This is a genomic window from Rhizobium sp. BIGb0125, from assembly GCF_024810055.1.
Lineage (GTDB): Bacteria > Pseudomonadota > Alphaproteobacteria > Rhizobiales > Rhizobiaceae > Agrobacterium.
Map to the genome: position 1 here is coordinate 140,832 of NZ_JANUDV010000005.1, position 26,298 is coordinate 167,129.

At 53.8% G+C, this 26,298-nt stretch carries 29 protein-coding genes; 10 read left to right on the forward strand and 19 right to left on the reverse strand.

The genetic code is table 11. The features are described 5' to 3' along the window. The first annotated feature begins 192 nt into the window (after nucleotides 1–192). Nucleotides 193–1,374, forward strand: a complete 1,182-nt coding sequence (glf, locus tag M2418_RS15050) for a UDP-galactopyranose mutase (protein WP_259147614.1) — start codon at nucleotides 193–195, stop codon at nucleotides 1,372–1,374. Between the two features lie 122 nt (nucleotides 1,375–1,496). On the opposite strand, the gene M2418_RS15055 is transcribed toward glf, so the two are convergent. Then, nucleotides 1,497–3,425: a glycosyl transferase gene (locus tag M2418_RS15055; RefSeq protein WP_259147616.1), complete on the reverse strand. Its 1,929-nt coding sequence runs from the start codon at nucleotides 3,423–3,425 to the stop codon at nucleotides 1,497–1,499. 318 nt (nucleotides 3,426–3,743) lie between these two features. On the opposite strand from M2418_RS15055, the gene M2418_RS15060 reads away from it, so the two are divergent. Together M2418_RS15060 and M2418_RS15065 are read left to right on the forward strand one after the other, a co-directional pair. Further along, a complete protein-coding gene (locus M2418_RS15060; protein ID WP_192486938.1) occupies nucleotides 3,744–4,655 on the forward strand; it encodes a flagellin in 912 nt (303 codons plus the stop codon). 263 nt (nucleotides 4,656–4,918) lie between these two features. Next, a complete protein-coding gene (locus M2418_RS15065) occupies nucleotides 4,919–5,839 on the forward strand; it encodes a flagellin (RefSeq protein ID WP_250983524.1) in 921 nt (306 codons plus the stop codon). 94 nt (nucleotides 5,840–5,933) lie between these two features. Here M2418_RS15065 and M2418_RS15070 read toward each other — a convergent pair whose 3' ends face one another. From M2418_RS15070 to M2418_RS15150, 17 genes are all read right to left on the reverse strand, one after another. Then, nucleotides 5,934–6,386 carry a hypothetical protein gene (locus M2418_RS15070; protein WP_250983523.1) on the reverse strand — a complete coding sequence of 151 codons (453 nt, stop codon included), beginning with the start codon at nucleotides 6,384–6,386 and terminating at the stop codon, nucleotides 5,934–5,936. A 137-nt stretch (nucleotides 6,387–6,523) separates the two neighbouring features. Continuing rightward, nucleotides 6,524–7,204, reverse strand: a complete 681-nt coding sequence (locus M2418_RS15075) for a GntR family transcriptional regulator (RefSeq protein ID WP_259147619.1) — start codon at nucleotides 7,202–7,204, stop codon at nucleotides 6,524–6,526. A 152-nt stretch (nucleotides 7,205–7,356) separates the two neighbouring features. Beyond that, on the reverse strand, nucleotides 7,357–8,076 hold the full coding sequence (locus M2418_RS15080; RefSeq protein WP_250983521.1) for a GntR family transcriptional regulator: 720 nt from the start codon (nucleotides 8,074–8,076) through the stop codon (nucleotides 7,357–7,359). A 135-nt stretch (nucleotides 8,077–8,211) separates the two neighbouring features. After that, nucleotides 8,212–8,949, reverse strand: coding sequence for a flagellar type III secretion system pore protein FliP (gene fliP, locus M2418_RS15085; protein WP_259147622.1), 738 nt, complete (start codon nucleotides 8,947–8,949; stop codon nucleotides 8,212–8,214). Beyond that, complete coding sequence (locus M2418_RS15090) at nucleotides 8,946–9,449, reverse strand: flagellar basal body-associated FliL family protein (RefSeq protein ID WP_259147625.1); 504 nt, start codon at nucleotides 9,447–9,449, stop codon at nucleotides 8,946–8,948. The genes fliP and M2418_RS15090 overlap by 4 nt, the downstream gene beginning before the upstream one ends. An 81-nt stretch (nucleotides 9,450–9,530) precedes the next feature. Further along, nucleotides 9,531–10,247, reverse strand: a complete 717-nt coding sequence (gene flgH, locus M2418_RS15095; protein WP_192486931.1) for a flagellar basal body L-ring protein FlgH — start codon at nucleotides 10,245–10,247, stop codon at nucleotides 9,531–9,533. Then, nucleotides 10,244–10,780, reverse strand: coding sequence for a MotE family protein (locus M2418_RS15100; protein WP_250983707.1), 537 nt, complete (start codon nucleotides 10,778–10,780; stop codon nucleotides 10,244–10,246). The genes flgH and M2418_RS15100 overlap by 4 nt, the downstream gene beginning before the upstream one ends. Before the next feature lie 2 nt (nucleotides 10,781–10,782). After that, on the reverse strand, nucleotides 10,783–11,862 hold the full coding sequence (locus tag M2418_RS15105) for a flagellar basal body P-ring protein FlgI (protein ID WP_246787675.1): 1,080 nt from the start codon (nucleotides 11,860–11,862) through the stop codon (nucleotides 10,783–10,785). Between the two features lie 38 nt (nucleotides 11,863–11,900). Further along, nucleotides 11,901–12,386: a flagellar basal body P-ring formation chaperone FlgA gene (flgA, locus tag M2418_RS15110; protein WP_192486928.1), complete on the reverse strand. Its 486-nt coding sequence runs from the start codon at nucleotides 12,384–12,386 to the stop codon at nucleotides 11,901–11,903. 22 nt (nucleotides 12,387–12,408) lie between these two features. Beyond that, nucleotides 12,409–13,197, reverse strand: coding sequence for a flagellar basal-body rod protein FlgG (flgG, locus tag M2418_RS15115; protein WP_192486927.1), 789 nt, complete (start codon nucleotides 13,195–13,197; stop codon nucleotides 12,409–12,411). 21 nt (nucleotides 13,198–13,218) lie between these two features. Then, complete coding sequence (locus M2418_RS15120; RefSeq protein WP_192486926.1) at nucleotides 13,219–13,557, reverse strand: flagellar hook-basal body complex protein FliE; 339 nt, start codon at nucleotides 13,555–13,557, stop codon at nucleotides 13,219–13,221. Continuing rightward, nucleotides 13,554–13,973, reverse strand: coding sequence for a flagellar basal body rod protein FlgC (gene flgC / locus M2418_RS15125; RefSeq protein ID WP_192486925.1), 420 nt, complete (start codon nucleotides 13,971–13,973; stop codon nucleotides 13,554–13,556). Before flgC ends, M2418_RS15120 begins: the two co-directional genes overlap by 4 nt. A 5-nt stretch (nucleotides 13,974–13,978) precedes the next feature. After that, on the reverse strand, nucleotides 13,979–14,371 hold the full coding sequence (gene flgB, locus M2418_RS15130; RefSeq protein ID WP_250983518.1) for a flagellar basal body rod protein FlgB: 393 nt from the start codon (nucleotides 14,369–14,371) through the stop codon (nucleotides 13,979–13,981). Nucleotides 14,372–14,557: 186 nt separating this feature from the next. Further along, nucleotides 14,558–15,127 carry a hypothetical protein gene (locus M2418_RS15135; protein ID WP_405049432.1) on the reverse strand — a complete coding sequence of 190 codons (570 nt, stop codon included), beginning with the start codon at nucleotides 15,125–15,127 and terminating at the stop codon, nucleotides 14,558–14,560. Between the two features lie 2 nt (nucleotides 15,128–15,129). Beyond that, nucleotides 15,130–16,536, reverse strand: a complete 1,407-nt coding sequence (gene fliI, locus M2418_RS15140; protein ID WP_259148020.1) for a flagellar protein export ATPase FliI — start codon at nucleotides 16,534–16,536, stop codon at nucleotides 15,130–15,132. A 14-nt stretch (nucleotides 16,537–16,550) separates the two neighbouring features. Further along, nucleotides 16,551–17,285, reverse strand: coding sequence for a flagellar basal-body rod protein FlgF (flgF, locus tag M2418_RS15145; RefSeq protein WP_259147632.1), 735 nt, complete (start codon nucleotides 17,283–17,285; stop codon nucleotides 16,551–16,553). 1 nt (nucleotide 17,286) lies between these two features. Further along, nucleotides 17,287–18,066 (reverse strand): DUF1217 domain-containing protein, encoded by a 780-nt coding sequence (locus tag M2418_RS15150; protein ID WP_259147634.1) that lies wholly within the window; start codon nucleotides 18,064–18,066, stop codon nucleotides 17,287–17,289. 179 nt (nucleotides 18,067–18,245) lie between these two features. Between M2418_RS15150 and motA the strand changes: the two genes are divergently transcribed. The 6 genes from motA (at nucleotide 18,246) to M2418_RS15180 (ending at nucleotide 23,380) form a co-directional block, all read left to right on the forward strand. Beyond that, the gene (gene motA, locus M2418_RS15155; RefSeq protein WP_192486921.1) at nucleotides 18,246–19,118 is read left to right on the forward strand and encodes a flagellar motor stator protein MotA; all 873 of its coding nucleotides are present in this window, start codon (nucleotides 18,246–18,248) and stop codon (nucleotides 19,116–19,118) included. A gap of 6 nt (nucleotides 19,119–19,124) precedes the next feature. After that, nucleotides 19,125–20,072 (forward strand): FliM/FliN family flagellar motor switch protein, encoded by a 948-nt coding sequence (locus M2418_RS15160; protein ID WP_250983516.1) that lies wholly within the window; start codon nucleotides 19,125–19,127, stop codon nucleotides 20,070–20,072. A 64-nt stretch (nucleotides 20,073–20,136) separates the two neighbouring features. Beyond that, nucleotides 20,137–20,658 (forward strand): flagellar motor switch protein FliN, encoded by a 522-nt coding sequence (gene fliN / locus M2418_RS15165; RefSeq protein ID WP_250983515.1) that lies wholly within the window; start codon nucleotides 20,137–20,139, stop codon nucleotides 20,656–20,658. A 29-nt stretch (nucleotides 20,659–20,687) separates the two neighbouring features. Beyond that, complete coding sequence (gene fliG, locus M2418_RS15170; RefSeq protein ID WP_192486918.1) at nucleotides 20,688–21,725, forward strand: flagellar motor switch protein FliG; 1,038 nt, start codon at nucleotides 20,688–20,690, stop codon at nucleotides 21,723–21,725. 111 nt (nucleotides 21,726–21,836) lie between these two features. Continuing rightward, the gene (gene flhB, locus M2418_RS15175) at nucleotides 21,837–22,934 is read left to right on the forward strand and encodes a flagellar biosynthesis protein FlhB (RefSeq protein WP_405049433.1); all 1,098 of its coding nucleotides are present in this window, start codon (nucleotides 21,837–21,839) and stop codon (nucleotides 22,932–22,934) included. Between the two features lie 8 nt (nucleotides 22,935–22,942). Then, entirely contained in the window at nucleotides 22,943–23,380 is a 438-nt protein-coding gene (locus M2418_RS15180) for a hypothetical protein (protein ID WP_192486916.1), read from the forward strand. Nucleotides 23,381–23,601: 221 nt separating this feature from the next. Here the strand turns inward: M2418_RS15180 and M2418_RS15185 are convergent, their stop codons facing one another. Next, nucleotides 23,602–24,816 carry a glycosyltransferase family 2 protein gene (locus M2418_RS15185; protein ID WP_259147638.1) on the reverse strand — a complete coding sequence of 405 codons (1,215 nt, stop codon included), beginning with the start codon at nucleotides 24,814–24,816 and terminating at the stop codon, nucleotides 23,602–23,604. Nucleotides 24,817–25,065: 249 nt separating this feature from the next. On the opposite strand from M2418_RS15185, the gene M2418_RS15190 reads away from it, so the two are divergent. Then, on the forward strand, nucleotides 25,066–26,205 hold the full coding sequence (locus M2418_RS15190; RefSeq protein ID WP_259147639.1) for a Xaa-Pro peptidase family protein: 1,140 nt from the start codon (nucleotides 25,066–25,068) through the stop codon (nucleotides 26,203–26,205). Nucleotides 26,206–26,298 lie beyond the last annotated feature (93 nt).

The window sequence follows — 26,298 nt, forward strand, 5'->3', positions numbered from 1 at the left end:
AGCTCTGGAACTTAGAACTTTAAGCCCCGCCCACCCGATTAAAGGTGGGTGGGGCTTTTTCATTCGAGATATGGGCTGCGCCTCGCAAGCCTGAGAAAAGCTCGGCATGCCACGTGTAGAGCAGCTAAACGGGATTTTTTCGGCTGCATTGAGCACACCCGAATGACCTTTTGATACGGACAAGCAGAAACCATGCATGATTTTCAGAATGTCGATCTCATCATTGTAGGTGCCGGATTTTACGGCGCAACAATTGCCGAGAGGGTGAGCAACGAGCTTGGCAAAAATGTTCTGATTATCGACCGTCGAAGCCACATCGGCGGCAATGCTTATAGCGAGTTCGATCAGGAAACCGGTATCGAAGTGCATAAATACGGGGCGCATCTTTTCCATACGCCGAATGCAACCGTGTGGAACTACCTCAACCGTTTCACCTCTTTCACCGATTACCGCCACCGGGTCTATTCCAGCTATCAGGATCAGGTCTATGCGATGCCGATCAACCTCGGCACGATCTGCCAGTTTTTCGGCAAACGCATGTCGCCGGCGGAAGCACGGGCGCTGGTAAGTTCGCAAGCTGCCGAACTGGGCGACCGCGTCCCTGAAAATCTGGAAGAAAAGGCAATCTCGCTGATTGGTCGTCCGCTCTATGACGCCTTCATCAAGGGTTATACCGCCAAGCAATGGCAGACCAACCCGAGGGATCTTCCTGCCAGCATCATCACCCGCCTGCCGGTCCGCTACAACTTCGACAACCGTTATTTCAACGACCCCTACGAAGGTTTGCCGAAAGACGGTTACACCGCGATTTTCGAACGAATGCTTGATAATCCGCGCATCCAGCTGTTGCTGAACACCGACTTTTTTGAAGTGAAGAGTTCGCTGCCGGCTGGCATCCCCATCATCTATACCGGACCGATCGACCGCTACTTCGATTACAGCGAAGGTGAACTGGGCTGGCGGACAATCGACTTCGAACAGGAAACGCTTGCCACCGGTGATTTTCAGGGCACCGCCGTCATGAACTATGCAGACGAAGCCGTGCCCTATACCCGTATCCTGGAGTTTCGCCACTTCAATCCGGAGCGGCAATACCAGAATGAAAAAACCGTGATCGTGCGGGAATATTCTCGTTTTGCGCAGCGTCAGGACGAGCCTTATTACCCAATCGACACCCGAGGCGATAAGGAACTGTTCCTGCGCTACAAACAACGTGCAGCAGCTGAAAAGAACATCCATTTCGGTGGACGTCTTGGCACTTATCGTTACCTCGACATGCATCAGGCAATCGGTGCCGCTCTCAAAGCTTATGATACCGTCGTCGTTCCGCATTTCGCATCCGGCAATCCCTTTGAGGCGACGCCGGACGCATGATACTTAAAACCAGGGGCCTGTGATTTTCACAGGCCCTTTTTTATGGCGATTTTTTCTGATCTCTGGACATAAAAAAACTGCCGGGAAAACCCGGCAGTTTTTGTTTTCTGTCTCTGATCGTGTCAGATCTTGGCTGGCGGCGCGAAGTTGCCTTCGCGTGCCGGGAATGCCGGTACGTCAAAGTGCTCAGGTGCACGACCTGCCTTGGCTTCTTCGACCATCATTTCGTAAGCGCGTTCCAGATGCTGGCAGAAACGCTCGGCATCGAACAACGGTGCTACAAAACGGTTGTCCGTGAGGCGCTGTTTGTATTCAGCGGCCTTCGCGCGGTTTTCGTAGAGAGCAATTGCCTTCTCAAGATATTCGGCATCGTCCTGCGCAACCAGTTCCGGAAGGCCGATTGCATGCAGCAGGCTTTCACTGACGCGCGAGGCAAAGTTGGTGCCGACACGTGTCAGAACCGGCAGGCCAGCCCACAGCTGTTCCGAGGTTGTGGTATGACCGTTAACCGGGAATGTATCGAGACCGACATCGGCGAGGTTCAGACGGTCAAGATGCTCTTCGTAGCTCACCTTTGGAGAGAACAGCACGCGTTTGGCACTGATGCCGCGGCTGTCCATTTCCTTGAGGATGTTGGTACGGGCGCGTTCATTGTCCACCATGATCCAGAGCAGGCTGTTTTTGCAGCGCTCTAGGATCGTACCCCAGATTTCGATATATTCTGCGGTGATCTTGCGGTTGGCATTGAACGACGCGAAAATGAAGGCATCTTCCGGCAGACCGAAGTCCTTGCGCGTTGCACCACGCGGCGCAGGGCGATGAACTGGATCGTTCGGCTGATAGGTTTCGGGCAGACGGCAGAATTTTTCGTAGAAGTAAGGCTTGGAATATTCCGGAAGCACAAACCTGTCACCGATGATGTAGTCGATATCCAGATTGATCGATGTACCAGGAAAGCCGAGCCAGGACACATGAACCGGGGCAGTCTCGTGATTCATGATCTGGGTACGGTTACCCTTGGTGTGGCCCTTGAGGTCAACGAGGATATCAATGTTGTGGGCGCGAATGGTGTTTGCGGCTTCTTCATCCGTCATATCAACGATACGAACCACATTGCCCCACAGGCTGCGATCGAACTTGTTGAAGCTGAGGTGTTCTTCCGGTGTGTAGCAGAACAGGGTGATTTCAAAACGGTCACGGTCGTGACGCTCGAGAACATTGCCCAACAGCTTCATTGTCGCGTGTGCATCCCACAGGTCGTAGGACAGGTAACCAACGCGGATCTTTTCATTCGACCAGTCATGTGGCCGCGCACGACGGCGCTCTGGTGTACCCGGCTCGTAAGCACGGGTCGCCATGGCGGCAATCTGGTTCAGCTTTTCATCGCCACACCACATAAGGCTATAGAACGGGCTGCCCGCACGGATGATATCGAGGTTACCACCGGCAACTTCGGCGTCCAGAATTGGCTGATGCTTGCGCATGGATTCGAATTCGCAGAACTCACGCGAGTGAATGAGATGCAGCAGGCGCACACCCTGATTGTCCGGGAAGAGTTTCAGCGTGCGGCGGATGGTTTTGAAGTTATCTTCATCATGAGGCGCGTCGGCCAGCAGATGCAGCGCAACGGCAAGATGATTTGGTTTTGCGCTTTCGATCAGAGGCTTTCTCAAGGCGCCCAGAATGTCCTTTTGGCCGCGCTTGATAAAGATGGACGCCATGACAAACGCCACGTCGGCATCCTTGTGAGCCTTGTGAAGGAATTTCTTGGCGATAACGAGCGCTTCATCCTCATTGCCGCATTCGTAATGCAGCATCATGGCATTGTGCAGATGCCTTTCGGCGTCGGTACCGCCAGCATTGCCAGCAAGCGCGAAAGCGGAGGCAGCCTCTTCCTTCATATCAAGCTTCAGGAATGTCCGGCCCAGCAGCGCGTAAGTTCTGGTGTCCTGTCTTGTGTCCAGCAATCCGTTCAGAACATGCAAGGCACCGATGTAGTTGCCTTTCTGGTACTCTTGGTTTGCAGTGAGAAAACTTGAATTGATATTCACGTTCAGGACTCCGATGAAGCGATGCTTCGTAAATAGACGGGCGATTCCTTCCAGTTTCCACCATGAAGCTTGCCTGTGGCGGGTGTGATTAACTGTTTACCCTTTGATAACCATAAAGATTGAGTGACCGGCATTTGACTCAAATTTTAATAACTCAGCAAGTTTTGACTGCCAAATTACTTCCACACACAGCAGGTTTGGTTCTTCTGAGTAAATAGAACGACCGAGTAGCATGATGTATAACTGCTGTGAACCGGTGAATATTTAAGTCCGGTATGTCCCCCAACTAGTATTTCGTATCAAAGGGACAATTCTACTATGGCAAGCATTCTGACTAACGTTTCCGCAATGTCCGCACTGCAGACTCTGCGCTCTATCAACAGCAACCTCGAGAACACGCAGAACAACATTTCTACGGGTCAGCGCGTCTCACAGGCTTCCGACAACGCCGCTTACTGGTCGATCGCAACAACCATGCGTTCTGACAACGGTGCTCTTTCTGCCGTTGAGGATGCTATCGGTCTTGGCGCCGCCAAGGTTGATACCGCTTACTCCGGTATGGAATCCGCTATCGAAGTCGTTAAAGAAATCAAGAAGAAGATCGTTACGGCCCAGGAAGGTTCCGTTGACGGCAAGAAGGTTCAGGAAGAAATCGATCAGCTGCAGGATCAGCTGAAGTCGATTGCAGAATCTGCTTCCTTCTCCGGCAAGAACCTGATCGCTGGCGCACGCACTGAATCGGTTGTTTCCGGCTTCGTTCGTGACAGCAGCGGCAACGTAACTGTCAAGAAGACCGACTACGTCATGAAGGACAGCGGCACCGACGCCAACGTTCTGTTCGGCACCAACACTGCCGGCGCTCTGGTCACGACAGCAGGTATTCTCGGCGCAACCAGCGGTTCGCTCGGCATCTCGGTTATCGAACTGGACGTTACCAACACCTCGACTGGCTACCTTGATCAGGCTCTGAGCGCTGTTGAAACTGCTCTGACTGCAATGACAAGCGCCGGTGCTGAACTCGGTTCGATCTCCATGCGTATCGATCTCCAGGAAGACTTCATCTCCAAGCTGAGCGACTCGCTCGAAAGCGGTATCGGCCGTCTGGTTGACGCTGACATGAACGAAGAGTCCACTCGCCTGAAGGCTCTGCAGACACAGCAGCAGCTGGCTATCCAGTCGCTGTCGATTGCAAACTCGGACTCGCAGAACATTCTGTCGCTGTTCCGTTAATAGAAAAAAAGAGCGGCGTACGAAGGCTGATCGTACTGCAACTCTTGAAAGAAGGCCGCTCCGCAAGGGGCGGCTTTTTTTCGTTTTAAACAAATTTTCTCGCAGTTAGGTTTTCTTTAACCATATTGGTGTTTTCTAGCGTCAACGAAACGACAAGTTAACCATAATTATTAATATGTTAGCAAGCATGACGCTGTCTGTCGTTCACCGGTGATACCGGAATGTCCCTTCCTTAAATCAGCCAATTCAAGGGGCAACTTCCAATGACCAGCATTTTGACAAACATCGCAGCCATGTCTGCGCTGCAGACCCTTCGCAACATCAATTCCAACATGGAAACAACCCAGGGCCGCGTTTCGTCCGGCCTGCGCGTTGGTGAAGCATCCGACAACGCTGCTTACTGGTCGATCGCGACCACCATGCGTTCTGACAACATGGCTCTGGACGCCGTTTCCGACGCACTCGGTCTGGGCGCCGCCAAGGTTGACACCGCTTACACCGCGATGGAATCCGCCATCGACGTTGTTAAGGAAATCAAGAAGAAGCTCGTTACCGCGCAGGAAAACTCTGTCGACACCAAGAAGGTGCAGGAAGAGATTGACCAGCTGCAGGACCAGCTGAAGTCGATTGCAGAAGCTGCTTCCTTCAGCGGCGAGAACTGGGTCATTGGCTCCGGCACGCAGTCTGTTGTTTCCGGCTTCGTCCGTGACAGCAACAACAATGTTACCGTCAAGCACACCGAATACGTTCTGGACTCCAGCACATCTGGCACTGCAAACGTTCTGTTCGGCACCAACACAGTTGGTGGCATCGTCACTTCGACCGGTATTCTTGGTAACATTGGCACAGTGGGTGCAGGCACTGCATCTGTCTTCACGCTGGACGTTACCAACACATCTACCGACTATCTGTCCGACGCACTCACAATGGTTGAAACCGCTCTGAAGCAGATGACAAGCGCTGCTGCTGACCTCGGTTCGATCTCCATGCGTATCGACTTGCAGGAAGAGTTCGTTGCCAAGCTCAACGAGTCCATCGAAAGCGGTATCGGTCGTCTGGTTGACGCTGACATGAACGAAGAATCTACCCGCCTGAAGGCTCTGCAGACACAGCAGCAGCTCGGCATCCAGTCGCTGTCGATTGCAAACAGCAACTCGGAAAACATTCTTCAGCTCTTCCGTTAATAAACGGAGCAATGCTCACAAAAAGAAAGCCGCGCCAAAAGCGCGGCTTTTTTCATGGTTCATCCAGCGCTGTAACTACCCTGAAAACATGATGTCATTCAAACTCGGCGGAGTTTACCGTCACAACCCAGTTGAGACTTGCTGGTGACGCGCTTTCGCTACCGCGCATACGGAATGCACGGCATGCACTGTAACTTTCACCTGCCGCTATTCTGACATTGCTGCTCTGATAACCATCATAGGCGACTGAGGCACGGAATGCCGGCTCGAAGCCTTCAAGTGTATAACCTAGTTTCAGGATGGCGGAAGAATTGTCGTTCTTGAACGTGATCCGCAGTGGTAATTTCGGATCGGTACAGGTGGGATCGATTGCCGCCGTCGCGACAATCCTCGTCAGGCGCTCGCTGGCTTTCACAGTTTCCCAATAAATCATTGCCGCACTTGCCACCCAGACGATTACCAAGGCCGTCAGGACAAGTTTCATTCTCTGCGGGAATACGAAGGCAAAACCTGCCAACACAATGCTTGCTATGATTCCGACGATCATCTGGTTCTCCTCATCCGTGTGTTAGTGCCACGAACAAGCCGAAAATCATACCTTCTATCTGCCGAGCAAAGTGGTTGGGTGGGTTTTTCCCCTCAAAACAATGTTAGAACGTCACGTCATTTGGAGCTTTACAAAAGCTATTGCGCAGGTGTTTCTGCCGTCTCATATCTATCAATCACCGTCAGCAGATCTTCGCGCACCGTCTCGATATGCCCGCGCAAGAAATGTGCCGCCTTGTCAAATTCCCTGCTGCGACAAAGGTTTATCATGTCCCGGTGCTCACGCATGGCGCGGCTCATCGCTTCAGGATTTGACAGTTGCAAGGTGGTATAGCGCTCACTTGTTTGCAGCAGTGAGGTGACGATTTGTCGGCTTTTGGGCAAATTGGAGCGACGGTAAAGTGCCATATGCAGTTGAGCATTCAACTGGCCATATTGTTGTACGTCACCATTGGCAGTTGCCGTCATGAAAGCTTCGTGGATCTTATCGAGAGTGATGAAATCCTGTTGATCCAATTGTGGAGCCGAACTCAGCAATAGCCTAGGTTCCAGCAACGCCCGCAGTTCAAAAACATCATTGATTTCCGCGACGGAGAGTTCCGACACCACTGCGCCCTTTTGTGGCACAATGCGAACCAATCCTTCTGCTTCGAGCTGAAAAAGCGCCTCACGCACCGGAATTCGGCTTACGCCATAGGCGTCCGCAAGCGCATCCTGCCGTAACTGGCTTCCGGCGGGATATTGCCCTGCCAGAATTCCCTGGCGTATTTTTTCGACAATAGCACCTGAAAGGGTGCGCGGCTTCAGTGATGTCGGCATCAGGGTTGCCCCCTATCAAGTGAATTAAAAATTATTCAGTCTGACAATGCGTAAAACAGAAATCAGTTGCCGCATAAAACGCAACACAACCAAAAAGATGCAAGAGCTCACGGCCAATTGATACAGGAGGCAATCTTCCCCCTCGTGAAAGATCAGATACCCTGAATTTCGACCGCGTTATTCATATCACGGGCGACGTATTCCTGTATCTGACGGACAATCTGTGCGGCATGGGCAATCGCCAGTTCATCGGCCTTTTCAACATCACCGGCGGCAATAGCTGCAATCATTTCTTCGTGCTCATCAACATATTGGCGCGGCAAGCGGTCATCAAATGTCGAATAATAAAGCCGCAGTATCCGGCGGCCTTCATCCAGCAGCCTGGCAAAAAACGCGGTGTAATAGGCATTGCCGCCGAGCGCTGCAATTGCCACGTGGAATTCACGGTTTGCCTCGATCATCGCGTAGGCATTCCTGGCGTCCACGGCTTCGGCAAACTGTTTCTGGTAATCCAGAATGGTCTTCATGCCTTCAGCATTGGGATGTTTTGCTGCCTGCCGGGTGGTGACGCGGTACATCAAGGTCAGCGCATCGAAGTAAGTCGGCAGGGAGGCGAAATCAATCGTTGACACAATGGTGTTGCGGTTGGGAAGCGTGGTCACCAGACCATCAGCCGCCAGGCGCAACAAGGCTTCGCGCACCGGTGTACGTGACATTCCAAAACGTTCGGACAGACGGACCTCATCCAGCGGACTGCCCGGTGGCAGGGCCATGGAGAGAATTTCATTGCGCAACGTGCTGTAAACCGTCTGCGTGCCTGAACCTCTCACCTTTGCTGTATCGGCTGGCTCTTCAAGGTCTTTGGGCTGCATCGCAATCAAACTCGCCGTTTGCTGGTTGTCCGGGTAATGACTTCATCAAAATATGCTGTTCGACGCCGCTTGGCAGCATCAATCCAGATGTGTTTCCACTCAGACCAGATTGTTACAGCTTTTTCTGGAACGTTTTCAAGAAAACGATCGTATCAGACTGCCGACAAGCAGGTTCCAGCCATCAATCAGAACGAAAAATAATATCTTGAATGGCAGGGAGATCGATGTCGGCGGCAACATCATCATACCCATGGCCATGGTAATCGTCGCCACGATAATATCGATCACCAGAAACGGCACGATAATCAGAAAGCCGATTTCAAAACCGCGTCTGATTTCCGAAAGCATGAAGGCTGGCACCAGAACGCGGTAATCGATCAGGTTTTCGGCCATGACTTCCTGCCCGCGCTCACGGGCGATATCCACGAACAGTTTCAAATCCTTGTCGCGGGTATTGGCTGTCATGAATGTGCGGAAGGGTTCGGCAATCTTCACCACAGCTTCCTGTTCGGTCAGCTGGTTTTGCAGCAAGGGCTGCACGCCTTCTGTCCACGCACGGTCAAAGGTCGGCGACATGACGTAGAACGTCATGAACATCGCCATGCTGACAAGGATCATGTTGGAAGGTGTTGTTGCCAATCCCATGCCGGAACGCAGGATGGAGAACGCGATCACGAAGCGGGGAAAGCTCGTGACCATGATCAGGATGCCCGGTGCGACGGACAGAACCGTCAACAGGCCGAATGTTCTGATGATCCATGCTGCGACGGAACCGTCGATCTGCGTATTCAGCAAATCAGTCGGCAATTGCTGGGCGTTAGCAAGGCCCGGCAAAACCAAGAGGACAGCAATGGTCAAAAAAAATCGAATCATTCGATCACAAAGGTTCGGAACATAACCTTCGATACTCGCCCTTCCGAACGCAGGTCAACACGTTCCTGTACGTCATCCCGTAGATATTGAAAGCCACGTGGCCCTTCGAGCTGCTGGAGTGAAACGGTGCGCAGATAGGCCATCAGATCCTGATGGATATCTTCAGCCATTTTCACGTCCGGTTCCCCGTTGAACATCAACGCGACTTCAAGCCGGATCCAGTTGGTCGAAGGATAGGCAAGATTTGCCGTGACCGGATCAAGCTGCAGAATACCGTTTACCTTGGGATCGATCTTTGGAAGTCCGGTCTCTTCTTTGCCGCCTTCATGGGCCGCCGCCGCAGCATGTTCTTCCACGACCTTGCCGATTTTCGGCGCGATGAAGCCACCCAGGAACCAGCCCCCACCGGCGCCAACCAGCGTCAGGATTGCAACGCTTGCTATCGTCATGACAAGAGGCGACTTCTTGGGTTTTTCCTCGCCGGTCTGTGCGTTATCCATGACCTTGTCTTACTCCGGACTTTCTATTTGCTTTGAGCAATAACCGGCACCGCCCAAAGGCCATGCCGGTTTAGGACTGCATCAGATTGGCGAGAACAGATCGACGATCTGCTGACCGACCGGTGGCTGTTGTACTTCCGTCAGACGGCCACGGCCACCGTATGAGATACGTGCTTCGGCGATGCGCTCATACGAGATCATGTTATCGGCATCCACATCCTGCGGCCGCACGATACCAGCGACGTTGAGGATACGGATTTCATGGTTCACGCGGACTTCTTGCGAACCGCTGATGATGAGGTTACCGTTTTCGAGAATACCAGTAACCACGGCAGCGACGAGCAGTGTCAGCTTTTCAGAGCGCTTGGTCTTGCCCTTGCTCTGAGTGTCGGTATCGGAACCGTATTTGATGCTGGAGTCCGCGTTCGGCGTCCATCCAAGGATTTCTGCCTGTGCCTTCCAGTTCAGACCGCTGGCATTGGTGCGGTTACGCTCGGTTTCGTTATCGAAATCAGCCTTGTCGTTGATCTGGATATTGACCGTGAGAATGTCACCGATGTTCAGCGCGCGCAGGTCCTTGAACAACGCACCCTGGGAATCGCTCCAAAGGGAGTAACCGCTGGCCATATGCTTCGGCTGCTTGGGATACATGCCCATCTGCGGCGTCTGGCTGAATTGCAGGCCGGTGCCAATCGGGCTCATGGCCGGCGCATTGCCAATTTCCTTCAGCGTCTGGCTGTTCTGGCAGCTCGCGAGCAAAATCAGTGGCAAGATCAGGGCCGGAATACGCATTGTCATGACGGATCCTTCGAGGTGTTCGGATCGGTTGCGCTTGACATGATCCCCGCGACAATCGCGGCTTTCTGCGCATCCATTTCACTTAAAATCAGGCCGGACTGACGTGCCGGCAATTGCATGATGATGGCGGCCGCGATTTCGACATGCATTTCGGCAAGCTGAGGAGCAGCGGCATCCGCCTTCATCGTTTTGTAGATATCGACCAGATTGGCCTTTGCCTGGGCCAGGAAGTGGTTACGGCGCGCCAGCCAGTCCTCATATTCCGTCTTGCGGTTTTCGAGGGTGGCGATGCGCTCATTGACTTCCGCCTGCAGCTTTTCCAGTTCTTGCTTCTGCAACAGGTAACGCTGGTCACGGGCAGCATCTGCAATGTTCGTGCAGAATTTCTGGATTTCTTCCTGCGTGCTCATTTCCGTCAGGATGGCCTGCTGGCTTTCGGCATTTGCGACCGGAACGAGCAGGATCAGACCGGCGACGGCGGCAAAGCGACCAAGGGTCTCGAACAGGGAGCGTTTTGGCGTTTCAGATAACATCGTCATTGCAGAACAAGCTCCGCCTGGAGAGCACCAGCCGATTTGATACCTTGCAGGATGGCAATGATACCGTCGGCTTTCAGCCCGATATTGTTGAGACCGGACACCAGCGTGCGCAAATCTGGACCTTCGATGATGGCCACCTGTCCACCTTCCTGCATCGCCATGATGTCGGTCTGGGGCTGGACAGCGGTTTCACCTCGTGAAAACGGCGCTGGCTGAATGATCTGCGGTGTTTCGGTGACCTGAACCGTCAGCGTGCCGTAGCTGACCGCCACTGGCGAGATGCGAACATCCGCGCCGATGACGATGGTGCCGGTGCGCTCGTTGATCACGACCTTTGCAGGCGTATCGGTTTCGACCAGCAGGTTCTCAATTTCGGCCATCAGCCGTGTGAGATCAGCCTCACGCGGCTTCTGCACGATGATTTCCTGAGAATCGCGCGGTTCTGCCACCGTGCCGCCGTAACGAGTGCGGGCAAAAGCGTTGACGACATCGGCCACACGCACGGCGGTCGAGAAGTCAGGATTGCGCAGCTGCAGAACGAGATTGACGCCATCCTTGAACTTGGATGGCAGTTCGCGCTCGATGATTGCGCCATTGGGTACCCGAGCAGCGGTGGTTACACCCTGAGTCAGCGTTGCCGCGTCACCTTGCGCGGAAAAGCCGTTGACGATCACAGCACCCTGCGCCACCGCGTAAATCTGGCCATCGGCACCGGACAGCGAGGTCATGATTAGCGTACCGCCGCGCAGCGACGTGGAATCACCCAGCGAGCTGACCGTGACATCAACGCGGCTGCCGGGGCTGGCAAATGGTGGCAGGTTGGCAGTGACCATGACGGCAGCAATGTTCTTGGCATTTGCCTGGCCGCCTTGTGTGGTGATGCCGAGGTTCTGCAACATGGCGCGCATCGACTGTTCGGTGAACGGCGAGGAACGCAGGCTGTCACCCGTTCCCTGAAGACCAACCACAAGACCGTAACCAATCAACTGGTTGTCACGACCCGACTGCAAGGACGCGATATCCTTGATGCGCGATGTATTGGCATGGGCCGGCACGGTGGCAAGCACCTGCGTCATCAAAGCCAGAAAGAGTATCGCAATCGACTGCAAGGCTTTCATTTCGCCATCACCTGAATAGAGCCGTCCCGCATGACCGTGCCGTTGACGATCACGCCGGAATCAATGTTACGCACACGCACCACGTCACCCACGCCACCATCCTGCATGGGAGTACCCGCTGCAGAGATCGTCATATGTCCGATCGTAAAGGTCAGACGGACGCTTGCACCGCGGGTCACAGCATAGGGGATACGCAAGGCGGCAACCGGAATGGTGCGGCCTGGAAGCAGTGTCTGCTTGGAGATTAGGCCTTCGATCTGGCCGACTTCACTGGCATAACCGTTCGAAATATTGGGGTTGGTGACCTCAACCTCTTTCAAGGCATCGGCAGAAATCACCTCACCGGGATAGATGATGCGCGTCGGAACCAGCGCAACTGGTGCCTGAGCAACGGAGGATGTGGCGACCACGGACAAGACGGACGCGATGCATAACCGGACAAGTCCGTTATTAAATCTGCTATTTTTCCGGCTAAACCTCATGTTCGCCCATCCTTTCCCGTTTTTACTTCAGGTTCTTACTGACCACCGAGGCCATTTCGTCTGCGGTGGTGATAACCTTGGAGTTCATTTCGTAGGCACGCTGAGCCGTGATCAGGTCAGTGATTTCCTTGACCGGATCGACGTTGGAACCTTCGAGGTAGTTCTGCTTGATGTAGCCGTAGCCTGGATCTTCCGGCACGCCGACGATCGCATCACCGGATGCCGGTGTCTGAGCAAACAGGTTGTCGCCGAGCGGCTTCAAGCCGGCTTCATTGACGAAGTTCGCAATCTGTAGCTGGCCAACTTCGGTGAATTCGGTGGCGTTACCCAGGCGAACTGTCACCTGACCGGTACGGCTGATCACGGTTTCCGTTGCATCGATCGGAATGATGATGTTCGGGATAACGTTGTAACCATCAATGGTAACGAGCTGGCCGTCAGCGTTCTTGTTGAAGGCGCCGGCGCGTGAATACAGTGTCGAACCGTCAGCAGCTTCAATCTGAAACCAGCCGCGACCAACCAGAGCCACATCGAGATCGTTACCGGTTTCGATGAAGTTGCCCTGTGTGTGAATGTTACGTACCGCAGAGGTCTGTACACCGAGACCAATGTTGGCGCCTTCAGGCACGATAGCCTGGTTGGCGCGGTTGGCCACACCCTGCGCACGCTCTGTCTGGTAGAGAAGATCGGTAAACTCGGCGCGGGCGCGCTTGTAACCGGTCGTGTTGATGTTGGCGATGTTGTTCGCGATAACTTCAAGGTTTGTCTGCTGCGCATCCATACCGGTCGCGGCGATAGCAAGTGCTCTCATGTCTACGTGTCCTTAATGGTGCTAAATCTGCATCTTCGATACTTCGAGATATGCGCTGACAATCTTGTCACGCAGCGCAATGGCAGTCTGGAGGGACTGCTCGGCACTCAAAACCGCATCGACGACTTCACGTGTGTTGGCTTTGCCCTGAATACCTTCAAAAGAGGCCACTTCGGCCTTCTTGAGGTTGTTCATGGCGTCGACAGACATGTTGCCCAGCACGCTGGCAAAGCTCATGCTGGTCTGTTCGCCAGGGGTCTTTTCACGCGTTGCACCGGTCAGATCGGTCGAGACGGAAGAAATACCGTCGAGATCACGCGTCAGCGAAAGAGAGCTTAATTGATTAATTTTATCGATCATTGCGAAGCTTTCAGAAGGTCAATCGTCGCGCTGACGAGTTCACGCGTTTGTTTGATCATTTGCAGGTTGGCGTCATAGCTGCGGTTTGCTTCGCGCATATCGGCCATTTCGATGAGTATGTTGACGTTCGGCATTTTGACGATGCCGTTGGCGTCTGCCGCAGGGCTGCCGGGATCGTATTCCTCGATGTACTTGCCACGATCCTCGCCGAGCTTCTTCACGGTAACGCGTTCAACGCCCGAAGCGCGGTCCAGCTCGGTCCCGAATGTCACCGTCTTGCGGCGATAAGGGTCAGCACCCGGAGTGTCGCCGGTCGAACGCGCGTTGGCGATGTTTTCCGAAACGATACGCAGGCGGGTGGACTGAACTTCCAGACCGCTTCCTGCGATCTTGCTGGCAGCGCTTAAAGGATCCATGTTCTTTACCTCTTCACAGTCATCAGCATCATGCGATGGAACGTCTTCACCAGATTGGCGTTGAGTTCGTACTGGCGCTTGATTTCACCGGTTTTCGTCATTTCTTCCGCAAGAGCGATCGTGTTTCCGGACTCTTGAACGCCGATTTCGTTGTTCACCTTGGAATTGCGAACCTCGATATTGTCGCTCAGCGTACTTGAGCCGAAGTGCGCAGCATGCGTCTTGGCCATTCCCATCGTGGTTCCGGTCGACTGCATGACTGCTTCGAAAGGACTGACGTCCTTGCCTTGGTATTTAGGAGTGTTGGCATTGGCGATGTTGGTCGCCACGACCTCCTGACGAATGCTGAGCCATTCCGCTTGACGGGATGCCAGTTCGAACAGTTGAATCGGTTCCATAGATTTCTCCATATTTTATGGTCAAAACCTATGCTGCTAATCTTGCGTCAGACTTACGGGAAATCCGTTGCGACAGCGGTTATGGCAAATCTCACGCCTTTGCGATTGGGGTTGCCAAAACGCAACAGGCGCAGCTGGTCAGCCGCGCCTGTATCCGTTGGAGATTATAGGTCTCCAGAATTGTGATCAGTGACTTTCGTTCTCGTAGATCTCGCCATTCGAGGTCACGATGACCCAGCGGCCGTCGCGCTGCTCGATCTTTGCCAGCTTGGTATTATCGGGCAGGACAGAACCAACCTTGACCATATACATGCCAGCACTGTCTTCGATCAGCGCACGACCATTGGCCACATGCAGCAGCCGGTAGTTGGCGCCGTGACCAGGGAATGGTTGTTCCTCACGTGCCGCGATGTTATTCTGCCGTTCCTTACCGGAATCCGATACTGTCGCGGTGGTCAGTGGATCAAACGGCAACGGTGGAATATCCGGACGGTCATCCTTGTTGCGGTTGACCATGGCCAGTGGCGAAACACTAAACACTTCCTTCGGGCCGGTGTGAGGAAGGTCACGGGTCATGTCGAAGTTCGGCGTCGTGACGCCAAACTTGTCTTCATTGAAAAAAACGTACCATGGGAAAAACGCAGCCGCCGCAGCAAGCGTCACACCACAGGTCGCAAGAATGCGATCGGTGCTGGTAATCGATGCCTTTGCCTTCTTGTCCATCTCGATACGTTCTTCTTGTTGCTTGTCGAGCATGGTTATCCTCTTGGTCTTTGATTATTTGCCTGCTGCGGCGCATTGCCGGTAATTGCATTGCGCAAGGCAATCGCAAGGTCGGCATAGGCATCTGCGGCTGGCGGTTCTGACGGCGTCTGTTTCAAGACATCGTAAATGATCGGGACCTGCTTGATCGCCATATCGAGATCAGGGTCTGTGCCGGGTCGATAGCCACCGATCAATCTCAAATCGCGGGTTTCCTCGAAGCGGTGCACCAGTGCTTTGAGGCGTGAAACCAGCGTTTCCTGGTCCGGTGTCCATGCTTTTTTGGCAAGACGCGAAATCGAGGCCAGCGGGTTGATTGGCGGGTAACGGCCTTCTTCGGCCAGACTGCGTTCCAGCACGATATGTCCGTCAAGAATACCACGGGTCGAGTCGGCAATCGGGTCGTTATGGTTGTCACCATCGACCAGAATGGAAATGATTGCGGTGATGGTCCCGGTGCCTTCGACGCCCGGCCCTGCCCGCTCCAGCAATTTCGGAAGTTCGGTGAAAACAGATGCGGGATAACCACGTGCCACCGGCAATTCACCCGAGGCAACTGCGACTTCACGGATGGCATGGGCAAAACGGGTCACGCTGTCGATGATCAACAGCACGTTGTCGCCCTGATCGCGGAAATGTTCGGCAATCGTCACCGCAGACAGCGGCGCCATCTTGCGCAACATCGGGCTTTCGTCACTGGTCGCAACAACGGCGATCGACTTGGCCATGTTTTCGCCAAGCGTATCTTCAATGAATTCGCGCACTTCGCGTCCGCGCTCGCCAACAAGCGCAATCACAACCTTGTCGAAGGCATCGGCTTTCGCCAGCATCGACAGCAGGGTGGATTTACCGACACCGGAGCCCGCGAAAATGCCAAGGCGCTGACCAAGACACAGCGGTGAGAAAATATCGATGGCACGCACACCGGTCTTGAAGGCTTTTTCCACACGGCTACGGGTCATCGACGGCGGGGCGGTGTTGGAAATGGAACGCCGATCCGTGCCTGATGACAATGGACCCAATCCATCGATCGGGTCGCCCAGAGCATTGATCGTGCGGCCACACCAGCTGTTCTCGGGCGCCACGCGGAATGCCCCCTTGTAGATAACCGTGTCGTCAATGCCGATCGGTTCACCCGGTTCAATGGGGCACACAAAGATCAGATCGGATTCAACGCGAACGACCTCACCGAGATGAATGCCGGTTTCGCTGCGATGGGCGACAAATTCCCCCAAACGCACATGCCGGGACAACCCAGACACCGTGTAATGGCCAGCCGCAATAGCCGTCACCCGCCCACCATGTGCAACGGCGACTTCGGGGTCGGCATAACGTTCCACCAGGCTGGCAAGTTGTGTCAGCTTGGAGGTCGACGGTTTGGAAGGGGAACCTGCGTCAGCCATCATGGCCTTGATCCTTAACGGCTACCGCCGAGTGTCTTGATTGCTTCACCGAATGTGGATTCGGTTTCGCGCATTACGGAGGAGATGCTGTCGAAGGCCCGGTTGACCTGAATGAGCTGCATCATTTCAGAGATACCGTTGACGTTCGATTGCTCGGTGTAACCCTGCATGACGCCGGCATCACTGCGGTTCACAACCGGCTGCGGCGCGGCCACGGTGGTGATACCACTGTTGTCATGGCGCAGATAACCTTGCGAGATATCAGCGGTATAAAGGCCCATCAGAGCAATCTGGCGGTCATCCTGAACAATCGCACCGTCAGCGCCGATCTTGATCTCACCACCAGCGCGGTTGAGTTCGATCTGGCCACCGCCGGCATCCAATACAGGGTATCCATTCGTTGACACCAGAATACCATCTTCACGGATGGTCAGACGACCGTCACGGGTCAGAACCTGTCCATTCGGCGTGTCGATTGATAGCCAAGCATCGCCCTTTACGGCGACATCAAGCGGGTTGCCGGTTCTGTCGAGGGAACCACTGCGTGTGGAAAGGTAATCGTTACCTTGCGACACGAAGGCAACTTTTGCATTCATGTCGTTGCGGGTCTTGCTCAGCACCTCGTCAAACTTGACTTCCGTCGCACGGTAGCCAGCGGTGTTGATGTTCGCCATGTTGTCAGCGATGGTGGTGATACGACGCTCAAGCGCCATCTGTGACGACAGGGCCACATACAGTCCGGACTGCATATCATTTGCCTCCGAGTTTCAGGGTGTTGATTGAAAGAAGAAGGTCGGAAGAAATTCCAAAACCGGCGGACGAACCAAGAATGGTCGTTGAGGTATTGACCTGTGAGGGGTTTTCCATCTCCCACATGATCGTGAAACGCTCGAGCAGCTTGCCGACTTTGACCGGATCCTGCAGATCCTCCATCTTGATGGCCTTTTCGACCAACGCTGCCTGCTTGTCGATGTCGGTGCCGGCAAACTCTGCCGGAAGCTGGAATGTGGTGCGGAAAACCTGCGACATCGCGTCGTCGGCAATAATGCCCATGCCGGACGTGATGGATGGCGCCATGCGTTCGAAATAGAGCGCCAGACGCACACCGGTGTTGTCGGAGCCGGCTTCCTGCTCAAGCGTCTGACGGGTGTATTGAGCAACAACATCCTTTTGCGCGCGGTCGAAAGACGTCGCAGCTTCACCGTAAGCGGCAAAGTTCAAAGAGGTTGCCAGTTCCTTGTAACGAGTATCCGACAGCTTGTTAGCAAAGGCGTCATCCTTGGTGATACCTTCCGTCAACACCTTGCGAATAAAGGCTTTTGCGTAAGCCATGTCTTCAAGGCCGTGCGCTTTCAGCGCGTAATTATAGAGCCTCGAATCTTCCATGAAGGCGTCGATGGATTTGATCGAGCCGATCTTGGAAAGGTAATATTCAGTCTCCCGCGCAACATCCGGTTGCTTCGATATACGATCGAGAGACTTGCCGATATCCTGGCTGATAAGCCGATAACTGGTATAGGTCGTTGTCACGCTATGTCCGCCGTTGCCGAATCCTGTTGCGCACGGATGTGCCTCGACAGGATGATGACGGTCATTGCTTGCGCGAAACTGTTTGTTCTGAATGTATTTTCCGCGGCTATCCTACAGGTTCACGCAAGCCACATTTTCTACAACTCGGCCACGAGACAACGGTCAGGTGCGAGTGTTCAATGAATATCATTATCGGGTTAATCATCACCTTCGGCTGCGTTATTGGCGGCTACATGGCTATGGGCGGCCACTTGGACGTTCTCGTTCAGCCGTTTGAGCTTGTCATCATCGGGGGTGCAGGTCTCGGTGGCTTCATCATGGCTAACCCCATGAAAGTGGTAAAAGATTCAGGCAAGGCACTGGGCGAAGCCTTCAAACATTCCGTTCCAAAAGAGCGCGATTACCTCGATGTTCTCGGCGTTCTCTACTCTCTGATGCGCGACCTGCGCACAAAGTCCAGAAACGAAATCGAAGCGCATATCGACAACCCGGCTGAATCGAGCATTTTCCAGACGGCGCCTTCTGTTCTGAAGAACAAGGAACTGACTGCATTCATCTGTGATTACGTGCGCCTCATCATCATCGGCAATGCCCGCTCACACGAGATCGAGGCGCTGATGGATGAAGAAATCGACACCATTCTTCACGACAAACTGAAGCCTTATCACTCGATCACGGCGATGGGCGATTCATTCCCTGCTATCGGTATCGTTGCCGCGGTTCTCGGCGTTATCAAGGCGATGGGCAAGATCAACGAATCACCTGCGGTTCTCGGTGGTCTTATCGGTGCGGCGCTCGTGGGCACCATGCTCGGGATCATCCTGTCCTACTCGATTGCCAACCCGCTTGCAGCGCAGGTCAAGATCGTTCGTACCAAGCAGCACCGTCTCTATATCATCGTCAAGCAGACCCTGATTGCCTACATGAACGGTTCCGTGCCGCAGGTTGCTCTCGAATATGGCCGTAAGACCATTTCCAACTACGAGCGCCCGTCGATCGACGCCGTGGAGCAGGAAATGATGAACCCTGGCGGCGAAAACAAGGCGGCTTGATAAATCATGACGACACCAGACACAGCTCCCGCAATGGACCACGCACTTCTTGCCAAGCTCACAGGTGGGCTTGGCGACCAAAAGACGATCCTCAAGATCGGTGCCGATGTCGGGCATCTCTACAGCGAGTTTCTGCCGGACATGTTCCACAGCGAAACCGGCATCCCCATTGAGGTCGATTATATCGGCTGCCAATCCGGCCTGATGACCGAACTCGTTCGCGGCATCGGTCCTGAATTCGCGGTGGCCGATTGCTCATTGCGCAACTGGTCTCCGAACTTCATTCTGGCCTGTGGCAATGCATTCATCATGACTTTGATGGAGCGTATGCTTGGCGCGCTGCCAGAGACGATTTCCGAACCGGAAGTGCGCTCGCTGTCACAGATCGAGCTTGATCTTGCAGCTCTCGTCATTGGCCGCATGGCCGGCGTTCTTCGTTCGGGCGTCAACGCACCGGGCGGTTTTGAAGCCGCGATTGACCCGCCCTACAATTCGAAGGGCAAAAGCGGTTTCGATGAACAAATCACCGGTCAGTACGGTGTACTGATTCGTTTGAAGGTGGATCTTGGTAAGGTTTCCTCGGAATTTGCGCTGGTGATCCCGCAACGTGTCATGCTCAAGACGCAGATCGTTGCGCCAAAGGCATCGGCTAGTGCCATCAAGAAGCACGAGGAATGGGTTGCTCTGATCAAGGAACAGGTCAAACGTTCGCAGGTTACACTCGAGGCACGTATTCGCCTTCAGAAGATGACCCTGCGCAACCTTGCCCGCCTGACAGAAGGTGATGTGGTTCCGTTCCGGGATATCAGCCGCGACGATATCACCGTCGAGGTCAGCGCCAATGGCAGCGACATCTACAATTGCGAGTTTGGAAAGGCGGGAGACCGCTACATGGTTCGCGTGAAAAACAACGTCAGCACAGATGATGAGATATTGAGACATCTGATGGGTTAAATCTTGTCGTGCTCAAATTGAGCGAAGGCAGTTTGACGCAAGTTTCAAAAGGAATAATTACGGCATGGCTACGAAGAAAACACCTTTGACTGAAGATGACGCGCTTTCCATCGGCGAACCTGCCGATCTGGATCAGGCGATTGGCGACCTGCGCGGTGTCCTGAAAACGGATGCAGACGGTGGCTTTGGCGATTTCGGTGATTTTGCCGACACGTCCGCGACAGATGCCGTCGACGCTATGAGCTTCGGTGGTGCTTCCAACGATTTCGGCATGGACGATTTTTCGGCGGCACCAGCTGCTGGCGCACCAATGCAGATCGGCAGCGGCCTTTCCGACAATCTCGACCTGATCATGGATATTCCAATCGATGTTCAGATCGTTCTCGGCACAAGCCGCATGCTGGTTTCCGGTCTTATGGGCCTGGAAGAAGGCGCAACAATTGCTCTGGATCGCAAAATCGGCGAACCAGTTGAAATAATGGTAAATGGCAGACGCATTGCACGCGGTGAAATTACTGTTCTTGAGAATGACGACTCACGTTTTGGTGTTAAACTCATTGAAGTGATGAGCATCAAGAAAGCCTGATCCCGGTTTTGGGGCAGAGAGGAAAGACCATGATGGACTTTGAAGATTTCGGTAACCCCATTGAAGGGAAACCGTTGTCTCAGGCAGATAAAGCTGCCGCCGTGCTGCTCGCCATGGGAAAAGGTGTGGCGGGCAAATTACTTAAATTTTTTACGCAGGCCGAACTGCAGCTTATTATTGCATCTGCGCAGACCCTACGGGTTATCCCACCGGATGAGCTTGCTGCCATCGTGAACGAATTCGAGGATTTGTTCACTGAAGGCACAGGCCTGATGGATAACGCCAAAGCGATTGAAAGCATTCTTGAAGAAGGCCTGACACCGGAAGAGGTTGACGGTCTACTTGGACGTAGAACTGCCTTCCAGGCTTACGAAGCATCGATCTGGGATCAGCTTCAGGATGCCAGCCCCGAGTTCATCGGCAAGTTCCTTGCCAAGGAACACCCACAGACCATCGCATACATTCTTTCCATGCTGCCGTCCGCTTTCGGTGCCAAGGTGTTGCTGACCATCCCGGATGAGCAGCGCGCCGACATCATGAACCGTACGGTCAACATGAAGGACGTCAGCCCAGCCGCCGCGCAGATCATTGAGAAGCGCGTTATGGCCCTGATTGCCGAGATCGAAGCGGAAAGAAACGCAAGTGGTTCTGCGAAGGTTGCAGACCTCATGAACGAACTGGAAAAACCACAGGTCGATACGCTGCTGAGTTCGCTGGAAACCCTCAACAAGGAATCCGCAAACAAGGTCAAGCCGAAGATCTTCCTGTTCGAAGACATGCTGGTCATGCCACAGCGCAGCCGCGTCCTTCTGCTCAACGACGTCTCCGGCGATGTTCTCACCATGGCTCTGCGTGGTGCGACCAACGAAATCAAGGAATGTGTCCTTTCGGCGATCAGCCCGCGCCAGCGCCGCATGATCGAATCCGACCTGGCCGTTCCGGTTGCAACGCTCAACACACGCGAAGTCGCTATCGCTCGCCGTGCTGTTGCGCAGGAAGCAATTCGTTTGGCAAGCTCCGGTCAGATCCTGCTGAAGGAAGCAGATGCGAATGCCGCAGCGGCGTAATTGCCAAAGCAGCGGTTGAAAACCCTGGCGGGGCAGGCTTGCGCTATTGCCCCGCAACGCACCACAGTCTAGCCTGACCTGACTATCCCGCCATTCTGGCGGGTTTGTTTTATGTCGGGGACCGACGTCTTGTCAGACGATCAGGATAAAGAGAGTAAAACAGAAAGCCCCACGGAGAAAAAACTTCGTGATGCGGCCGAGAAAGGCAATTTGCCTGTCTCGCGTGAAATTCCGCTCTTCGCGTCTGCTCTCGCTTTTTATCTGTATCTCGTCTTTTTCATGCCGACCAGCACGGCCCATATTAGCGAAACCCTGAAGGATCTGTTCGACCAGCCGGAGCAATGGCAATTGCTGAACCGGCCGGATGCGTTTTCGCTGTTTACCCATTTGGGTCTGGCCATCGCATATATGCTGCTGCCAGCGATGTTGATGTTCATCATCTTTGGTATTTCATCGTCCGTCTTCCAGAATATGCCGTCTTTTGTGCTTGAGCGTGTGCGCCCGCAGGCCTCCCGCATTTCGCCCATGAAGGGTTTCAAGCGCATATTCAGCGTCCCCGGTTTCGTCGAGTTCGGCAAATCGATCTTCAAGATCATGATTGTCTCGATCATCATGTTCTTCGCGTTGCGGGGCGAGTACTATAAATTGATCGATGCGATGTTCTCGGACCCGCAGACGATTTTTGTGCGACTTGTTACGATCGTCAAAAAAATGATGATCGTCATTTTGATCTGTACCGCGCTTTTGGCTGCCGTCGACCTTTTCTGGACGCGCCATCACTGGTTCTCGCAATTGCGTATGACCAAACAGGAAGTGAAGGACGAACACAAACAGACCCAGGGTGACCCGATCGTCAAGTCACGCCAGCGGTCGATTGCGCGCGACCGCGCTCGCCGCCGCATGATCAACAATGTGCCGCGCGCCACCCTCGTCATTGCAAACCCGACCCACTATGCCGTCGCTCTGCGTTATGTACGCGATGAAAACGACGCGCCGGTTGTTGTGGCAAAGGGACAAGACCTTATCGCGTTGAAAATACGTGAAATTGCAGAAAAAAACGGAATTCCCGTTTTTGAAGACCCACCACTCGCTCGCTCCATGTTTGCGCAAGTCTCGGTAGATAGTGTGATTCCACCAGCCTTTTACAAGGCTGTTGCAGAACTCGTTCATCGGGTCTTTGCACAACGGTCAGCGAAAAAGCGGGTCTAGTAATACGAATGAAAAAATGCCCCTACACAGAACAACGAGAACAAATTGTTGCTGAAGCCCTTAGCCCGGTCGCTTCGGAACTACGGCTCCTCGATCCAGCGGACTTGATCTCTCTGCTGCGATTCGAATGCTACGGGAGCCTTGCCGATCTGGTTGCTTCTGCGGCTGAACTGTATTTCCATCCAGGCACAGTCAATTTCGGCGCGGGCGGGGAATACAAGCTCGAGTGGGACGGTGTTCCTACAGTCGTTCTTGATCTTGAGCTTAAACCGCTTGGAGTGACAATTTACGCGCAACTGCATCTTGCTGATGAGTTTGCGGCGATCGATATCAACCATATATCGTTCCAGAATGCGTCGGATAATCCGGATATCAATACGGAGTTCCTGAAACGCAGCCTGCGTGAGGCACGTTTTGTGACGCGCAAAACCGGTCAATTGGCTTAACGCGGTTAAGCCCCGGTTTATCAACCGTTTGAAAGTGCCCTGACAACGTCTTTTTGGACATGAAACAGCGGCGCCCTCACCTCTAAACCTTTTTACGACCCGGAAATCATAGCGATTTCCGGGTCTTTTCGTTTTCTCTGGATACTCTCCAGACTGCTGGCATAAAAAAACCTGCGCGGAGCTTTTCCGCGCAGGTTTTAATGTCTGAAAGATCGAAACGATCAGCCGAATTGGGCGATGTATTCTCGGATATCGAAAATACCGTCCTTTGGGCCGGGATTTTCCGGGAATGCCGGGTTAAAGCGCAGATAGGCGCGTGGCTCCTGCGACTTCGCCGCACCTTCAACCGGGTAGGTCATCCGTGCGCGAATATCCTGCGGCAGCAGGTTCAGCGTCGTAGTTTCGATCATCGGATCAAGAATGATCGGTTCATTCGAAAACTCTGTTGCTTCACGCGCTGCCGTGACAACGCCGGCCAGTTTGCAGATCTGGCCAAATGCGTCTGGCGACAAAGGCATCTGCTCATGCGCCGCCATGCGGTGGTACATGATGTAGGCTTCCGGCCAGTTTCCTGCCTCGACATGAAGGCGCAACGCAACGGCCTGACGCATCATCATGAATTTCAGAATACGGGCATTCAGCGATACCTTTTCATCCGGGCTGAACGGATTGACCTGTGCAGCACGTGACACGAGATATTCAATGCCACCGCGATAGGTATCCCACAGGAACATGCATTCCTTGTTACCCTGCTGCTGGCGCGGGTCATCGGAGACGGCCGTTACGCGCGCAAATGGCTCTGGCACGAACATGATGTCGCCGCCTTCGAGCGCGCGAGTGGTGTAGAGGAATGCCCAGAAGATAAATGGCGTCGGGCTGGAAATCGCCTTTGCCAGCACACTGCGACGAATGATCATGAATTCCGGGAAGACATGATAGTTGAGGATCATGTCCAGCATCGACAGGAAGTTGCCCTTGCTGTGGCGGATCGGGCCAGGCAGACGGTAGAATGGGCCAATGTCGGTGTTGGCGTTATTACGGCCATCAACCAGCATCCACGGTGCCTGAATGACACCGAGCGCCGGATCCTGCTCCATCAGGCGCACATATTCGACAACCTTTTCCGGGATCAACAGATCGTCGTCGCCGAGGAACACGGCATAACGGCCGCGGGCGCGCTGCATGGCGAACGAATAGTTACTGACAAAGCCAGAATTCTTCACACGCCGGAAAGCGTTGATTTCCGGATTGTCGGAAATCGAGGCGATGTAAGCGGGTGTATTATCCGTCGAGCAGTCGTCAACGATGACGATTTCAAACGGAATTCCCAGTCTGCGAAACGAATCCAAGTGGAATGTGACGTTGCGCTCAAGCAGAAACTGCCGGTTATATGTGGGGACACAAATCGACAAGATGATAGGTTGTGTCGAGGACATTTTTTTCTCCGCAGTCGCTCACAGTTCCAGCAAACGCAATGCATCCAGATGCAATACGCCCAAAGTTATCATTGTTAGCTACACCTATTCGCTTTCCCGAAACTGTCCTGTTCCATAGCTTGTTATTGAAATTGACCTGCCCCGCGTCTGAAGCAAAGACACTCGTTTGCTGTCGACAAAATGCGCACAAACGTCTAGTCTCCGCTGCATCTAACTACCCACCTAAAAATCCTGCCGGAATGGAATGTCATGTTTCAGAAAAACCCACCCGCTTTCATTCAAGATGACGAACGCCTGTCGAGATTGAAAAAACTTCGTGAAACCATGGGTGCGCAGGGCTTTTCAGCCACTCTGCTTGGCGCGTCCGATAGCCTGCTATATTTCACCGGTTTGCATTGGCACCAGAGTGAAAGACTGCTCGGCGCATTGGTGACGCAGGACGGACTTTTCTACATCGTACCTGGCTTTGAAAAGAGCCGTGTTGAAACGCTGCCTCATCTGCCCGGCGAAATCCTGACATGGGAAGAGGACCAATCACCGGCAGATCTTGTTGCTGCACAGCTGAAGCCATCAGAAAAAGTGGTACTGGACGATGCCTTGCCGCTGTTCATCTATCATGCACTGGCCAAGGCTGTTGGTGCCGAGAGGCTTGCCGATGGCGGACGGCTGATCCGCAATCTGCGTCTGTGCAAATCGGCAACTGAAATTGCCATCATCAAATATACGATGGATCTGACGCTGGACATTCACCGGCAGGCCCATGCGATCATGAAACCGGGCATTCGGGCATCGGAAGTCGTTCGGTTCATCGATGAGCGGCACCGCGAACTGGCCGGCTCGTCGTCTACCTTCTGCATTGTCTCCTTCGGCTTGGCCACCTCGCTGCCGCATGGTGCCGATGGCGACCAGACGCTTGCAGCCGGCGATGTCATTCTTGTTGATACCGGCACGCGCATTGACGGCTATCACTCCGATCTGACACGCACATACATGATCGATGAGCCAACCAAGGAATTTGCCGCGGGCTGGGCAATCGAGCGTGAGGCACAGCAGGCTGTTTTCGATGCGGCGAAGCTTGGCGCTTCCTGTGCAAGCCTTGATGACGCAGCCCGCGCGGTGATGTCCCGCCATGGACTTGGACCAGATTATCAGCTTCCGGGTCTACCGCACCGAGCAGGTCATGGACTTGGGCTTGAAATTCATGAAGAGCCCTACATCGTCAGAGGCAACCAGACCAAACTGGCAACCGGCATGTGTTTCTCCAATGAACCGATGATCGTTTTCCCCGGTAAGTTCGGCATTCGGCTTGAGGATCATATCTACATGGCGGACGATGGTGCCCACTGGTTTACGCAGCCGGCCAAGGGTCCAACAGAACCGTTTGCGTAAGCGCAAATCAACAGGGAATGTATTGCCGCTTCGCTTCCATTTGTCTGGCGAAGCGGTAGTGTACGGGCGCGAAATGCCTACCAAGTTTTAGTC